The following is a 14,973-nucleotide window of genomic DNA, read 5'->3' as shown; positions in this document are numbered from 1 at the left end:
AGAAGAAATAGGGAAAAGAAAGAGCAACCGTGTTGCAAGTTGAGAAATATATGGAAAGCAAAGCGCAAAAGAAATGCAAGTAGGTAGAAATAAGGAAGAGAAGGAGCAACCTGTTGCAAGTTGAAGAGTTAAGGAAAGCAAAGCGCAAAAGGAATGTAGGAAGAAGAAATAGGGAAAAGAAAGAGCAACCGTGTTGCAAGTTGAGAAATATATGGAAAGCAAAGCGCAAAAGGAATATAGGAAGAAGAAATAGGGAAAAGAAAGAGCAGTATGTTGCAAGTTCAGGAGTTAAGGAAAGCAAGGCGCAAAAGAAATGCAAGTAAGAAGAAATAGGGAAAAGAAAGAGCAGCAAGTTGCAAGTTCAGGAAAGAAAGTTGCAAAAGGAATGCAAGAAAAGCAGAATAGAGAAGAAAGAAACAAAAATTTGTAAATATCTGTTACAATAAATTAAATATAATAGTAGTTAAGATTTTTATACTGAGAATTATTTAATTGTGATCCATGGTTTAGGGAGGAAAAGAAAGTGGATAACTTATTACAAATGTTTCGAGATGCATTGTTAATCTCTGAGCCAATTTATAAAACTAACGAGCTAGTATGGAATAAGTGGAATGCATATTTTAAAGATGTTGAAAACAATAATAATAAAGTACTCACATCACCTCATGCTTCCCCATCATTTACTGCATTAGTGTCTTGGCTAGAGAAAAAACAAGAATCCGGTACTACATTAGTACAAATTTATGCCAAAATTGATTCCTATAAGGAAGAAATATATAAAGAAATTGAAGGATTCATAGACAAAGAATTCCAAAATATAGCCTCTTCAAGTTCCATAATAGTAGAAAATGATCAAAATATAGAAGAGACAAGTATAGTAAACCATGAGGATTATTATGAGGTAAATAACTCTGCTGTTTATTATAAGCTAAGAGATGGGATTGCAAAAAATCAATTTGAAGAAGATGAATTGAGTAAGGTTTTACAATATCCTATTGAAACAAAATCCTCTAATGGTGTAGCCCAGCTTTCTTCACACAAAGATGAAGATTTAAGACTTACTAATATAGAAGAAGCTGCTCGATGGAATACTCTTGTCGATGATGTAATGAGTAATATGGATGATTTAACGGCAGATTGTCTAGATGCAATTACAATACAATGGATAAACGAAGCAAAATCTCCAGACGAATTCATTGATTTTTCTTATGAGCAAGTTTTAGAGATGTGCAACATTCCAAAAACAGTAGTCAAAAATAAGGAATACTATAGAGCGGAAGATAAAATTAAAATAGCAAAAAGAATTGCGGCTTTAGCAAGTATTTTTATCTATTTAAATGATGAGAATGAAGTCGTAGTATTAAATGACCGTGAAGATGAAGGGGAACGACTAGAATTAAAGCGTGAGGTTGTTAAACGATTATTTGTATTAGATTCGGTTGTATTGTGGAGACATAGTGTTACAAATGAATATATGGGTATTGAATCTTGTCGTATTAAGCCGGGTAGCTTTTTAACTAATTATTTGTATGGATCAAATAATACAACAGCTCTATTGTCTAAAAAAGCACTTGAATACAATAGTTATAGACACAAATATCATAAAAGGTTAATACGATACTTAACATGGCAATGGAGAATTAGACAAATGTATTCATCATTGAAAAAGCCATATTCTATAGGTGGGGACAAAGGCCTGCTAGCAGTAATGGATATCCCGAAAGATTGGAAGCCTAATCGTATTAGAGAACAGTTAGAAAACGTTCTAATGGATTTAGAAAATGAAAAAGTAATCTCTCATTGGGAGTATAGTGATCCACTGGATGAACAACAAATTGGGAAACGTAATTGGTTTAAAAATTATTACACTAACTTAGGAATAACGATTTTGCCACCTGAAGAAATGTTACAGTCAATGGATAGGGTAATAGGAAAGAAGAGTATAGAGGAACCACAAGAGCAGTTACCGGAAGTAACAGTTGTTAAAGAAATAAAGAAGACTGTAGAATCAGTCGAACAAATAGAGAAAAAGATCCGTGACAAAATACTGAAAGTACACAATGAAAAAAAGGTAAGCATTCGTGAAATAGCAGATGAAATGAGTATTTCTCCGTCTACATTATCTAGGTTTTGTAATTATAAAACAAAACGTTTATCTAAAAAAGCATTAGAAAAGCTAACAAAATGGTGTGAAAGGCAAGAAATATTAGAAAAGATGTAACATAGACTAAATATTTCTTTTAATAATAGTCAAAGTAAAAATACACATACATTATGTATGTGTATTTTACTTATTATTACCAATAATAGTCTGAATTTTCTTTATTGATGGTGGTTTTGGCGGGCGAAGATCCTACTGGAAAGTCATTATAGTTATGCTGTTTAATCCACTGCAATTAAATTTCTTGTCTTATCGATATGGTTCAGTAACATACGATATTCTTCTTCATACATAGTGATACGTTGTAGAAGAGATTGATTCTCTGTTTTTAAATCTTCAATTTGATTTTGTAATTTTGTCAATTCATTCACATCTTTATAATTTTGTAGAAAGAGAATAATATCATCTAATGTAATAGACAAAGAGTTTTTTTCTTTTTCTGATGGGGAGAGGGGAATGTTGTTTCCCATTTTTCGGTCTTGTTTTGCTAGTTGTATTTCTTCTTGGTATTGTTTTCTCACATATGAATTCCAACGAAATCCACAAGCTGCGGGTGTTCTAGCTAGTAGTTTTGCTACTTCTTTGAATGCAGCTAACTGTGTTCCACCGTTACGAATATTCTGAAGTACTGTTGATGCGAGAAGTAAATCGTTATCATCAGTCCAGGAATCTTGTCTTGAGATTACCACGTTTTAACCCCCCTTATATGTTTTATATTATATATATGCAATTACTCAAAATGATAGAAGTTCAACTTCTCTTGAAATAATTGGGAGTAAGTTGGTAGAAGTATGTATGATTTTACATGCAAAATTGCATTTAAGGTTGACTATTTCATGAGGTGTAACTATACTGGTTACAGTAATGCAACTGAATTAATAAAGTTGTTGGTATGAATTGGTTGTATTAATGATGTATAAACAAATATTAAAGAATGAATGGAGCTGAAAATATAGTCCTACATATAAAACGTTTGTATAAAAAGAAATTAGGTAATATACATTTTTTTATAAGTATATATAAATAAAAAAGAGGTGTGCGTTTTGAAAATTTTTAAGGGAATTCTAGTTTCTTCAATTGCATTAACAGCATTTAATGGAGTAGGCAGTATACTTCCAAGTGAAAAATCAGAAGTTGCCTACGCAGCTACTTATAATTATTCAAATAAGCAATTGAATTCTACTGTACATAAGCAAGTTACTAAACAATTAATTTTAAAATTTAAAAATGAAGTGAATTTACCATATCAGGATGGAATAGAAAAATTCATTAAAGAAGAAAAACAAGATCCTGAATTAATTGGAATTTTAGCTGAATATCCAAATGTAACTATAAATCGACTTTTTAATTCTTTAAATCCTAAAGAAATTAAAAATCTTGGTAAAGAAATAAAAGATTCCGATCATATTTCTTCTAATTTGCTAAACTATTATATTGTAGAAACTCAAGATGATATTGATGTACAAGCATTACTTACAAAATTTGAAAAATCATCTCTTGTTGAAACGGCGTATTTACAGGAAGAAGAGGCGCCACCAGCAGAGCGTTTGCCAAACTTATCTGTTAATCCATATGATGAGCCTAGACTTACAAGACAAGGTTACCTTGAACCAGCACCATTAGGAATTAATGCACCTTATGCCTGGAGCATAAAAGGTGGAGATGGAAAAGGAACTACTTTCGTAGATATGGAGTATGGGTGGTTATTTAATCATGAGGATTTAGTGAATCAAAAGATTGAACTGATATCTGGACAGAATAAAAGCGAGCACCATGATCATGGTACCTCAGTCTTAGGAATTGTTTCGGCAGAGGATAATAATATAGGTGGAATTGGGATCGCACCGAAAGCTAAGGTAAAGGTTGTATCTCAGATTAGGGATAACGGAAATTATAATACAGCTGATGCTATTTTAAGTGCGGTTAACAATATGCAAGCTGGAGATATTCTTTTACTAGAGGCACAAGCAACTTACGATGGATATGGAGATAAGAACTATTTTCCTGTGGAAGTAAAACCAGACATATTTGATGCAATTCGTATGGGAACAAATAAGGGAATTGTTATTATTGAAGCAGGTGCAAATGGCGGAAATGACTTGGATCAATTTAGAGACCGTAATGGTAAACAAGTTTTAAATCGTAATAGTCCTGATTTTAAAGATTCAGGGGCAATTATGGTTGGGGCAGCTTCTGCAAGGGTTCCTCATAAGCGTTCATATTTCTCTAATTACGGTAGTAGAGTGGATGTGTATGGATGGGGGAATGCAGTAGATACTACAGATGCTAAACCAAGTGAATTTATAACAAATCTATATACATCTAGTTTTGCTGGAACATCTAGTGCATCACCTATTATTGCTGGTGCTGCAGCATCAATTCAAGGAATAGCAAAGAATAATCAGGGGAAAGTATATACACCAAGCCAGATTAGGGCTATTTTAAGCGACCCTAGTACTGGAACGAAGTCTAACGATCCAATCTCTGATAAAATTGGTGTTTTACCTGACTTAAAAGCCATTTTGTCTAAACTTGGTTTTTCACCAAACTTAGGTAATGATTCTTCCATTGTATTTCCTGATGAGCAAGAAATAAATAAAGGAAATAAGGGAAATGAAGGATCTACTATTACATTCCCAAAAGAAGATTCCGCTAATAGTGAAGGGGACTCTAGCTTTATTTTCCCAGAATAATAGAAATACCTCCTATTAAGCATGGGGCAAAATAGTTTACTCAATAAGAACAAAGGATATGAATTCAATAGAAATATGAATTTATATCCTTTTTATTTTAAGCTGTTTTTACTACCTTACAAAAACGTAATGTTAGCGTAATGGAAATGAATTTTGGCAGCCAATAGATTAGGATATAATTTTTGTGAGAAAAGATATGAGGTGAATAATATGAAACGAATAGTGCTTATGTGTAGCGTTTTTGTGATGTTTACTGTGTTGTTATCCGGGTGTAATTTAAATCGTCTTGGTACAGATACATATTATGTGCAAATTACCAAGGATGGTGAAAAATTAAAAGAGAAAAATGTAAATGGGGATACGACTTACGAATATAAATTACCTGGATTTGATAAGGATGGTAAAGAGAAAGAAATGGAGTTTACAGCGTTAAAAAACCTTCGTAAAGAAGCGTTTTTACGTATATATTACTCTGAGAAAAAAGGTGTGAAATCTTGGGAAGAGGTGAAAAAAGATGAACGCCCTACAAAGGTAAAAGAAAAATTAAAGGTGGATTAATATATAATTCTTTATTAGAGCAATATATCCTCAAACTATTAGAATGTATATTGTGAAATAGGCGAAAGTTCTTTAGAGTTGTTAAAGTAAGAGGCTGACAGTTATTGTCAGTCTTTTAATTTTGCAGGAAGAAAATAAAAAAGGCATTTAACAGGAAAGTGTTGGATTATTAACAATTATTTAAGATCCAAAGCTACAATATATCTACTCCTGAACTATAATAATTTTAGGTCAGAAATAAGCTTCTGATTTTGTGAGGAGTTAAGTACTAAAAAAGCTTAATTTTGTTTACGTATTTATAGTCGTTTAAAGGATTTATGATTGGTTATGATATAATAAAATTCAAGTACAATAAGGGGGATTAATTAAATGATTTTTCAAAGCATGATAACAGCTATTATAGAAAAATTACAAGAGACGGTGAATCCCTATTGGATAATTGTGTTTGGATCAACGGCTGAGAACAGAGAACGAGAAGATAGTGATATTGATATAGCTTATGTAAGTGACACAACATTAGGGAACTATGAACGTTTTTTATTAGCACAGGAGTTAGCTAACATTGTTCAGAGAGATGTTGATTTAGTTGATTTATCCGAAGCTTCTACAGTTTTTCAAGCTCAGATTATACATACAGGAAAGACAATATTTTGTTCCGATGAAAAACGTAAGGTTATTTTTGAAATGAAAACTTTAAAAATGTATTCAAAATTGAATGAAGAACGACAGGTAGTATTTGATGATATAAAGAAAAGAGGTTCTATATATGAAGAATGAGGTTATTTTAAATAAAATTTCTACAATAGAGCGTTGTATAAAAAGAATCCAAGATGTGTATGGAAATGACCCTGAAAATTTAGAGGACTTTACAAAACAAGATTCAATAATATTGAATATACAAAGAGCTTGTGAAGCGAGTATTGATTTAGCAATGCATATTGTTGCTGGGAAAAAATTAGGACTACCCCAATCTAGTCGAGAGGCCTTTGATTTATTGGTTACAGCAGGATTACTTAGCGCTGATCTAGCAAATAAGTTAAAGGCGATGGTTGGATTTCGTAATATTGCTGTTCATGATTATCAAAGTGTAAATTTAGATATTGTTCGTCAAATTATTGAAAAACATTTAACTGATTTTAAACTATTTACAAAAGAAGTAATGGGGATATTGGAATTTTAGGCAAAAGAACAGAATAATAGGGCGGAGAAAGAAAGTACTTCTATGATTCCCAAACCAGCTATTGAAACAATTACTTAATTTCGTAAGAAGAAACGCGGTCATAAGATGAGTTTGTTTTTGATTTTAGCGAATAAAAACAATATAAAATAATAGAGTTTCAAAAAAATAGCCCTCCACCAGACCTTTTTTGGTCAGATGGAGGGCTATTTTTTTTCATGTTTTTTCATGTTTTGACAAGTTGCGGTGAGATAAGCCTGCATTTGGACAGACTTCAGCCCCCGAAATCGAGCATATCGATAGCCATGTAGTTCTTTGGCGTCCGCAAAGCTTCGCTCTATAGTTGAACAGCGTACTTTGTAAAACTTTTTCCCTGTAACTGTTAGTTTGTTTTTTCTAGCGATATCCTTATATTTCTCCCATATATGATGAGTAATAACTTTTTGTTTCTTTGAAAAACATACCTCACGTAGCGGACAAACAGCGTAGTCTTCTGGGTTGGATTTATATTGATGATATCCTTCACGATCCGTTGTCGCATACTCTAAAATACACCCCATCGGACAAGCAAATGCATTCATTTCTTCTACATATTTAAATTGGCTTTTTGACCCTTTACGCTCCTTGAGGAAGGAGTCTTCTTGGCTAAAATGATAAATTTGAAGCTATAAAAGCAACAGAATTATGTAATAAGTGAATCAAAAAAACAACCCCAAAAGCAGACATGGTAACCTGATATTTTTCATTCTTTTTTTTATATACCCAATAAGCATAGTTATATAAAAGACCAATTATCGTTGTACCAACTATATAAGTGATTCCATATGGATGATTTAATCCAAATATAATTGAAGCTATTAATATGATAAGGTAATCGTGATTTTTAATGTAAGGAATCCAACTTAATAGCCAAAATAAAAATACTTGAAAAACTATTGTTTCATATATAGGTGCCGCTAATACCCCTAATAAAACTTGAAGAATAAGAGGTGCTTCTGTTATTGGGTTTTTTTGTATTTCAGGTAAGAATAGATCTAATGGTATTACAAATAAAAATGATCCTAATAAAATAAGAAAAATAAAAGAAATGGTAGGCAAAGCAAACATAAATCTATTTATTTTTTTGAGCATATATATTTCTCCTATAATCTTTTATTACATCTATACGAAAAGTAATAAATAATTGAGTCTCTTTTTGTTTGACATGTTTTTGTCTACTATTGATGAAAACCGTTCTGTAATTGAATTCTTGGCTTATATGTAGGTATAGCGATAAAGTAGGGATATATTAACACTATATTGTTAATATTAAAATATTAAAGAGCTAAGTGAGATATTAAGTTCACACTAATTTTATGATGAATATAATATCAAGCCAGTTAAGGAAATATGCTGTATAGGACACGCTTGTACTGTTTATTTTACTATATGAATATTTAAGTGCATATAGTTTTGGAGGAGTATGTATTTTTGCATTTTTTAATACAAAAGTTTTTTATTAAAAATTTACTTTCTGCGCTACCTCATATGAATTTAAGACAATTGAAGAGTAAAGGCCAAAAGAGTCTAAGTTTAGATTGTACAGGTAAATATTATAATATTATAGAAAAATAAGGGAAAAAGTTATAAAATAGGAGATTGAATTAAACTTTCAGATTTTATTGTTCTGCAAGATAAAAATAACTAAAGATGAGGCTCTTAAAAATTCTTATCTTTATTTAAAACTAACGATATTATAAAAAATCCTTGCTGAAGGTACTGCAACAAATCTAATTCGAAAATCTTTAGGAGATAAATATGGAATTTTAAAAATTCTTAGTCGTCTATAAAACATTATAGCAATTATTATAGGCAAATCCTTTAATATCATCGATTTAGAAGAAATCAGTACAAATAGAAAAGATGAAGTGGTAGAAGTATTACGTCTTCCTTTTAATAGATTTCCAAGAGCAGCTGGACATATAAAAGATGCAATTGTAAATGAAAAAAATTGGAACATTTGGTTGAACGGTTAGTATGCCATTTTAAAGTTTAAATTAATAACAGAAAGAGCACCTCTTAATATGTTACTACTTTGTTTTTGTATTGTTGAAAATAAGAAAGGAGAAATCAATGAAAAAATATTGGCATAAGCTATCGTTGCTTCAAAAAAATGTATTACTAACGGTATTAGTAATTCTGACCCTTGTTGGAAGTATGGGAGCGTTAAGTTTTAATATGTTTCAAAATAGTATGATGTCTATATTTGAGAGGCAGTCTTTTGAAACAGGTGATGCGGTATTAAATCAATTAGATCTAGAAATAGTAAGAGATGTAGCAAAAGACCCCACAGCTCAAAGAGTGAAGAAAGAAAAATTGACGGAGCAATTAGATAAATCTATAAAAGATATGAAAAGTGTTGGACAAACATATGTTACAGGAGCCAAGCTAAATGAAAAAGCTGAATTACAAATAGTAGCTTTGGATACAGAATTAGCAAATACTGTTTCTGTAAAACCAGGTGAATACTATGAGCAACCTACTTATTGGATGAAAACATATGATAAAGTAATTCAAACAAAACAGGCACAAATGACAGAAGTGTATGAAGATGAATTAGGGTTTTGGGTAACAATTTTAGAGCCAGTTACAGATGAAAATAAAAATATAATTGCAATTGTTGCAGCGGATTTGGAAGCTTCTATTATTCCACTTACAAAGAAAAACTTTATGATACAAGGTTTACTATTTATTATAATTTCATTAACTATCGCAATTACAATTCAAATATTTATCTCACGAAACTCTCTATCGCCTTTAAAGGATTTACAAGAAGGGTTACGTAAAGTTGGTGAAGGGGATTTAAGTATTAAATTGAATGAAAGATCTGATGATATAGGGATAACTAATATCTATTTTAATAACACTATTAAAAAGTTTAATAAGATTATAGATAAAGTAAGGGAGACTGCTGAACAAGTTTCGACATCTTCAAAGGAATTGTCGGTAAGTACAAAAGAGAATAGCATAGCCTTTAAAGAAATTGCAAGTGCTATTACAGGATTAAATTTAGGAGCACATTCTCATGAATATGTAGTGCAAAAATGTTTAGGGATTGTTCAAGAAATGGAAAGTAAGATGAAAGAAATTAAAGGAGCTGCAAAACAAGTTGGCAATGCTTTGGAAGACATGGAACAGCATTCTGTAGAGGGAAAAGATTTGATTAAGCAAATCGTGAATCAAATGAAAAGAATCCAAGATACAGTTCAGGATGTATCTTCTAGTATTTATGCATTCGAAGCACGATCTAAGGAAATTCATGAAATTCTTACTGTAATTACAACCATTTCAAATCAAACAAATTCATTAGCTTTAAATGCTTCTACTGAATCCTCATGTGCTGGAGAGATGGGGGAAGAATTTTCAGGTGTTGCGGACGAGGTACATATATTAGCGGAAAGAACCGAGGCATCTGCAAGGGATATAGCTAAATTAATTGGTGAAACCCAGGCTGAAGCAGAGAGAGCTGTAAGATCCATACAGAAGAGTTCAAAGGAAGTAGAAGTAGGAATAACACTTGTTCAAAGTAGTGGTGCTTTTTTTGAAAAGATTTCAGAATCTGCACACTCTGTTACAAATCAAATTAAAGCGACTTCGAATCATTCAAGTGAAATTCTAACAGATAATCAAACTATTGTTCAGTTTATAAATGAATTATCACACATTGCGAATACATATGTGAATAGTAGTAGTAATGTGGAGACAAGTATGAAAGAGCAAGAACTATATGTACAAGATATTGCAGAGTTAGCAAATTCTCTAAATTGGCTCTCGCAAGAGTTACAGGGGTTAATAGGGGAATTTAAAAGTAAGTAGGATAGAAGAAGGTAAAGGTATAGGGTATGACCTATACCTTTATTTATTCCCACATAAGGGATGAAAGCTTAGGTATATATGTAAAATAGCTAAACGAATAATTTTTTTGCATATTTTTTTGGAAATAGAGCATGATATTACCAAATTCAACGGAGGTGTTTAAAAAATGCAAATTCGCGAAAATAATAATTCAAACGAAATCTTAATAGCAGCTGCAGCAAGTGCAATTGAACAAATGAAATATGAAATTGCTCAGGAGTTTGGTGTTACACTTGGACCGGATTCAACTGCGCGAGCAAATGGTTCAGTAGGTGGAGAAATTACAAAACGTTTAGTTCGTATGGCGCAAGAGCAGCTATCTGGTCAATATAAAATTCACTAAAACTAAAGGTATATCCCATTGAAGGGATATACCTTTTTAATTTGTTTGTAAATAGGATCGTTACATTTTTTATTATTGGTTAAGTTTAGAAACAGCAAATTTAGCTGTAAAATTCATCTTCTTCATGTACGTAGAATTTACACCTGCTTGAAATTGTACAGAAATATTACCGTCTTTTTGCGCTTTAAATACGCGACCATATGGGGAATTAGCATTGAATGTGCCAATTACTTGATTATCCGCATCAAAGACCGTATAAGAAATTGGGAACCCTGAATTTTGTACAAAGACTGTAAGTTCTTCCCCTTTTTTAAGATTAAATGATTCTTTTTGAGACACTTCATAGGAACTCATAGAGTAGTATTTTGTGACTTCTTGAATTTCTAAATTCGTAGTAGCTGCACTCGCTTTTGATGCCTCAGCCCCTGGTAGGTTCATACCTGACAATACTGCAATTCCTAGTGCCCCTGCTAAAATCAATTTTTTCATAATAGTATTTCCTCCTTTAATATATTGTGAGATTGGAAACGAAAGTGAAAATATCAATCCCTGAAACCATTATAGTTACAATGATAATTATTTTCAATGAGGATTAGTATGTAATTTTGCATATATAAAGTACTAATATAAGGTAATCATTCAAGTTTTGAAGTATTCTTAACAGAAGGGAAGGAAAAATTTAAAAAATCATGAGTGATATTGTAACCGAACTTTATATCTTTTGAGCATATTCCGTTTGGATCAAGTGAATATATTATTAATTTTATCTGTATTCATTTTTTATAATGAAACATTTTAAGGTTGATAAAGTTTTATTGTATGGAATTATTAAACAAAAATGATAAATTATATGTTATTATAAAAAGGCAATAAAGTACATCATCCTGACTTTATTGTGTGTGTTTAGCCTATGTATGTCGTTTGTATTAGAAATAAGAAGTCTCTTAAAAAGAGACTTCTTATTTTTTGTATGGAGGGGGTATTACAGATGATTGATTACTATCAAATGTTTTTAATTACTATGGCAGGTATTGCCTTATTTTTTTATATACAACATGCTGGAAAACCAACGAAAAGAAACAAATGGAAGTTTTTAATTGTAGTATTTTTATTTTACCTTTTGAATTATTTATTTCTCAAATTTATATAAATAAATGTAGGAGGGGGATACGTATTGATTTCTAAAATATAAGAAAAAGGAAGGTATAATCCTTCCTTTCATCATCCAGTATGTCCATGTGAATATTTAATAACATTTATAGTACTTTGAGAGCCTGTTGAAGAATTTGATCCAAAAGTTACTGTTACAACAATTAAGATACCCAGTAAGCTAACCGCTAATTTTTTCATTTTAATGCTCCTTTTTTAAAGTTTTTTTCACTGGCTTTACTAGCTTCATAATAGTAATAGCTGGCTTTTTTATGATTATTTTCTTTGTAAAATTGGGTTGCTAACTTTTCAGTATATTCATTTATATACTCATATAGTTCTTCGCGTTCAAAATAAGAAATTCCTTCTAAAACAGTTTTTTCTATATCAGTAGCACAACTATTTAGATTCATTTTTTCTAAAATCTTAAAGTGATGTATATAGCCTTCAATTCCCAATTGAGTAGAAAGCTGTAGGCCTCTTTTTATTAATTCTTGAGCAATTTGATGTTCTCCTAATTTATAATGTTCCCTAGCTTCAATAAAAACAGCTTTATAATCGCTAGGTAGCTTCTGATTAACTTCAGATAAATAACGTAATGCTACCTCGGATAAATTCTGTGTAGCATACATAAATCCTAGATTGTGACGAACAATCAAAATATTGTATTCTAAATTTTCTTTTTGGAATGTATCCATAGCCGAGATAAAGTGTTCCTCAGCTAATTCCCACTCCTTTAAATGAGTACATGCTAATCCATATAGGTTATTACAGAAGGCAACTTTCAATTCATACCCAGGATGTTTTGAAAATATATCTTTCGCCTTCATTACATGATTAATACATAAAATCGATTTATGTGTATGACAATAGAAAATGGCCAACTCATAATGGAATTCAGCATGTTCAATCTCATCAGGAATTGTTTCTAATAGGTATTCAGCTTTATCGTAATGTATTTTTGCAAGGCTATGATTGCCAGTAACATTGGAATGAATGGCTTTAAAGAAGTGATAATAGTATGAAAGGAAATCGTCTGTAGGAGTTTTATAAGCATCACTTTGTTTAAAGCTATCTTTAGAAATACTTAAACTATCAATTAAATATTGATGTCTAAAATCTAGTAGTGAGAAGTATAATAATATCGTTTGATTTTCCTCTATGTTATGGATTTTGTTTTCGATTTCTTGTTTAAGTAATTGAGCGGCGTCTACATGCCTAGCTCTAATTTCTTGATACCATTCATTTAATAAATGAGTTATTTGCTCGTTCCCCTGTATATGAACATTCATTGTTCAATTTCATCCTCTCCAAAGATATTATGCAGCAATTAGTATCATATCAGAAATTTCCTCTATCAAAATCTATTTAATAGCATTTATCAATATAAGACGGAATATTCTATCAATTTATATTTATTGAGATTCAAGTAGTATGTATTATTGTAATTTTTATAACAATAACCTCTTTTTTCAATTTAAAGATTTGATCAAAATATATTTTTTTAACAGGAGGAAAGGGAGCTATACCTAAGTAATTATGTATAGGGATAATAGGAAAATAGAAATAAATAATAACGGGGAATTTGAAATGTTAGAGTTAAAAGAAAAGCAAGAGAGAAAAGAGATTTTGGAAGAAGATAAGATGTTTAATATCTTGTATTATGTGAATAAAGATGAGTTAAATATGATTTCTGATTTTAAAGAATTAAAAGAGGGTTGTATTCGTATAGCAACAAACTTATATGGTAAAAATTCATCTGAAGTACAAGCTGTCCAACAAGCTTTTAAAGCAGCTTATATTTAATCTCTTAATAGGGTGTAGCTTATTATTCGCTATTAATAAATGCATAATAATATTTTGACATTAGAAAAGGGAACGCTTATAGAGTGTTTCCTTTTCTAATGTAATTGACTTTATTTTTTAGATCTCACATAACCAGCTGCTTGAGCATCAGCTTCTGAACAGAACCAAACAATATTGTCTTTTGTAGAATCATAATATTGTCCACCAGGAACATGGTATTTTTTCGAATTGGCATTTCCTTTAATTTGTCCTTTACAAGTGGTATTGGCTTCTTTGTCATCACTAGGATCATTTTGGAAAGGTTTCCGATTAGAACCGTTATGATTACCACTAGATGAGGAAACAACAGCATTACTTTTTTGTGAAGCTTCTTCCTGGGCCTTACGGTTAGCTTCTTCCTGGGCCTTACGGTTAGCTTCTTCCTGGGCCTTACGGTTAGCTTCTTCCTGAGCTTTACGTTGAGCTTCTTCCTGAACTTTACGTTGAGCTTCTTCCTGAGCTTTACGTTGAGCTTCTTCCTGAGCTTTATGGTTAGCTTCTTCCTGAGCTTTATGGTTAGCTTCTTCCTGAGCTTTATGATTAGCTTCTTCCTGAGCTTTGCGTTGAGTCTCTTCTTGAGCTTTACGGTCAGCTTCTTTCTTACTCTTTGTGTCTGCTGTATCTTTTTTAGTATCTTGTGAAGTGGCAACTTTGGTGTCTGCCTTTTGTACAGTTTGATTGGAAGTTGATTTTCCATCAATAAATACAATACCCATTAAAAAGAAAGCTAGTACTAGATATAAATATGAATATACTACTTTCTTTCTGGTTTTAATTTGTATTTTGGGTAACACAAATTGTGGTTTAATTAATCCAATAATTAAAGCAAGTAAGCTTAACGAAAATCCCAAAAAACCAATATTAACAAGGGCAGGGCGGATAGAATTTGGAATAATTGCTTGAAGTATTAAAAATAAAATAAAGATATAAACAATGGAAGCAATAAACATTTTCCATGCGGTTTTAGAGCGATAACCAAAAATTTTTCTCCAGTTCATTTAAGAACCTCCTTATCTAAGATACTAGATTTTGCTTATAAATTATAATAATGTAATGATTTAATATCGAGATGTAATTTATCACCTCTCATTTAATAAAATTAATGTATTTATGTAACAAATATACATATGTAAGCATATCATTGTCGTTAACA

Annotated in this window: 15 protein-coding genes and 1 pseudogene; 9 read left to right on the top strand and 7 right to left on the bottom strand. The window is 31.2% G+C overall.

From position 1 onward, the window contains the following. Nucleotides 1-523 precede the first annotated feature (523 nt). Nucleotides 524-2,221 carry a helix-turn-helix domain-containing protein gene (locus QO049_RS28205; RefSeq protein WP_016090252.1) on the top strand — a complete coding sequence of 566 codons (1,698 nt, stop codon included), beginning with the start codon at nucleotides 524-526 and terminating at the stop codon, nucleotides 2,219-2,221. A gap of 161 nt (nucleotides 2,222-2,382) precedes the next feature. Here the strand turns inward: QO049_RS28205 and QO049_RS28200 are convergent, their stop codons facing one another. Next, nucleotides 2,383-2,850, bottom strand: coding sequence for an RsfA family transcriptional regulator (locus QO049_RS28200; protein ID WP_000237072.1), 468 nt, complete (start codon nucleotides 2,848-2,850; stop codon nucleotides 2,383-2,385). A 354-nt stretch (nucleotides 2,851-3,204) separates the two neighbouring features. Here QO049_RS28200 and QO049_RS28195 point away from each other — a divergent pair, with 354 nt between their 5' ends. The 4 genes from QO049_RS28195 (at nucleotide 3,205) to hepT (ending at nucleotide 6,592) form a co-directional block, all read left to right on the top strand. Next, on the top strand, nucleotides 3,205-4,854 hold the full coding sequence (locus QO049_RS28195) for a S8 family peptidase (RefSeq protein ID WP_246963468.1): 1,650 nt from the start codon (nucleotides 3,205-3,207) through the stop codon (nucleotides 4,852-4,854). Between the two features lie 210 nt (nucleotides 4,855-5,064). Continuing rightward, a complete protein-coding gene (locus QO049_RS28190) occupies nucleotides 5,065-5,412 on the top strand; it encodes a YxeA family protein (protein ID WP_284489703.1) in 348 nt (115 codons plus the stop codon). A gap of 369 nt (nucleotides 5,413-5,781) precedes the next feature. Continuing rightward, nucleotides 5,782-6,189: a type VII toxin-antitoxin system MntA family adenylyltransferase antitoxin gene (gene mntA / locus QO049_RS28185; protein WP_000577229.1), complete on the top strand. Its 408-nt coding sequence runs from the start codon at nucleotides 5,782-5,784 to the stop codon at nucleotides 6,187-6,189. Then, entirely contained in the window at nucleotides 6,179-6,592 is a 414-nt protein-coding gene (hepT, locus tag QO049_RS28180; protein ID WP_000787540.1) for a type VII toxin-antitoxin system HepT family RNase toxin, read from the top strand. The genes mntA and hepT overlap by 11 nt, the downstream gene beginning before the upstream one ends. 123 nt (nucleotides 6,593-6,715) lie before the next feature. Here the strand turns inward: hepT and QO049_RS28175 are convergent. Both QO049_RS28175 and QO049_RS28170 read right to left on the bottom strand, forming a co-directional pair. Continuing rightward, nucleotides 6,716-7,200: pseudogene (locus QO049_RS28175) on the bottom strand (transposase); the annotation flags it as partial. A 34-nt stretch (nucleotides 7,201-7,234) separates the two neighbouring features. Next, a complete protein-coding gene (locus QO049_RS28170; RefSeq protein WP_000913856.1) occupies nucleotides 7,235-7,720 on the bottom strand; it encodes a CPBP family intramembrane glutamic endopeptidase in 486 nt (161 codons plus the stop codon). 981 nt (nucleotides 7,721-8,701) lie between these two features. Between QO049_RS28170 and QO049_RS28165 the strand changes: the two genes are divergently transcribed. Both QO049_RS28165 and QO049_RS28160 read left to right on the top strand, forming a co-directional pair. Further along, nucleotides 8,702-10,444: a methyl-accepting chemotaxis protein gene (locus QO049_RS28165; RefSeq protein WP_246963470.1), complete on the top strand. Its 1,743-nt coding sequence runs from the start codon at nucleotides 8,702-8,704 to the stop codon at nucleotides 10,442-10,444. Between the two features lie 166 nt (nucleotides 10,445-10,610). Continuing rightward, nucleotides 10,611-10,826, top strand: coding sequence for an alpha/beta-type small acid-soluble spore protein (locus tag QO049_RS28160; protein WP_001167047.1), 216 nt, complete (start codon nucleotides 10,611-10,613; stop codon nucleotides 10,824-10,826). Nucleotides 10,827-10,898: 72 nt separating this feature from the next. Here the strand turns inward: QO049_RS28160 and QO049_RS28155 are convergent, their stop codons facing one another. Then, complete coding sequence (locus QO049_RS28155) at nucleotides 10,899-11,315, bottom strand: hypothetical protein (RefSeq protein ID WP_000733526.1); 417 nt, start codon at nucleotides 11,313-11,315, stop codon at nucleotides 10,899-10,901. Nucleotides 11,316-11,814: 499 nt separating this feature from the next. Between QO049_RS28155 and QO049_RS28150 the strand changes: the two genes are divergently transcribed. After that, nucleotides 11,815-11,976, top strand: a complete 162-nt coding sequence (locus tag QO049_RS28150; RefSeq protein ID WP_000568477.1) for a hypothetical protein — start codon at nucleotides 11,815-11,817, stop codon at nucleotides 11,974-11,976. Between the two features lie 71 nt (nucleotides 11,977-12,047). On the opposite strand, the gene QO049_RS28145 is transcribed toward QO049_RS28150, so the two are convergent. Then, nucleotides 12,048-12,176 carry a hypothetical protein gene (locus tag QO049_RS28145; protein WP_000732002.1) on the bottom strand — a complete coding sequence of 43 codons (129 nt, stop codon included), beginning with the start codon at nucleotides 12,174-12,176 and terminating at the stop codon, nucleotides 12,048-12,050. Then, entirely contained in the window at nucleotides 12,173-13,267 is a 1,095-nt protein-coding gene (locus tag QO049_RS28140) for a Rap family tetratricopeptide repeat protein (RefSeq protein WP_001100598.1), read from the bottom strand. Before QO049_RS28140 ends, QO049_RS28145 begins: the two co-directional genes overlap by 4 nt. 298 nt (nucleotides 13,268-13,565) lie before the next feature. Here QO049_RS28140 and QO049_RS28135 point away from each other — a divergent pair, with 298 nt between their 5' ends. After that, entirely contained in the window at nucleotides 13,566-13,781 is a 216-nt protein-coding gene (locus QO049_RS28135) for a M4 family metallopeptidase (protein ID WP_087947993.1), read from the top strand. 110 nt (nucleotides 13,782-13,891) lie between these two features. On the opposite strand, the gene QO049_RS28130 is transcribed toward QO049_RS28135, so the two are convergent. Next, a complete protein-coding gene (locus QO049_RS28130; RefSeq protein ID WP_284489702.1) occupies nucleotides 13,892-14,818 on the bottom strand; it encodes a sunset domain-containing protein in 927 nt (308 codons plus the stop codon). Nucleotides 14,819-14,973: the final 155 nt, after the last annotated feature.

It is taken from the genome of Bacillus sp. RB3, from assembly GCF_030164735.1.
Lineage (GTDB): Bacteria > Bacillota > Bacilli > Bacillales > Bacillaceae_G > Bacillus_A > Bacillus_A cereus.
The sequence above is the reverse complement of the archived record's forward strand: the minus strand, read 5'-3'. Positions and strand labels throughout refer to the sequence as shown.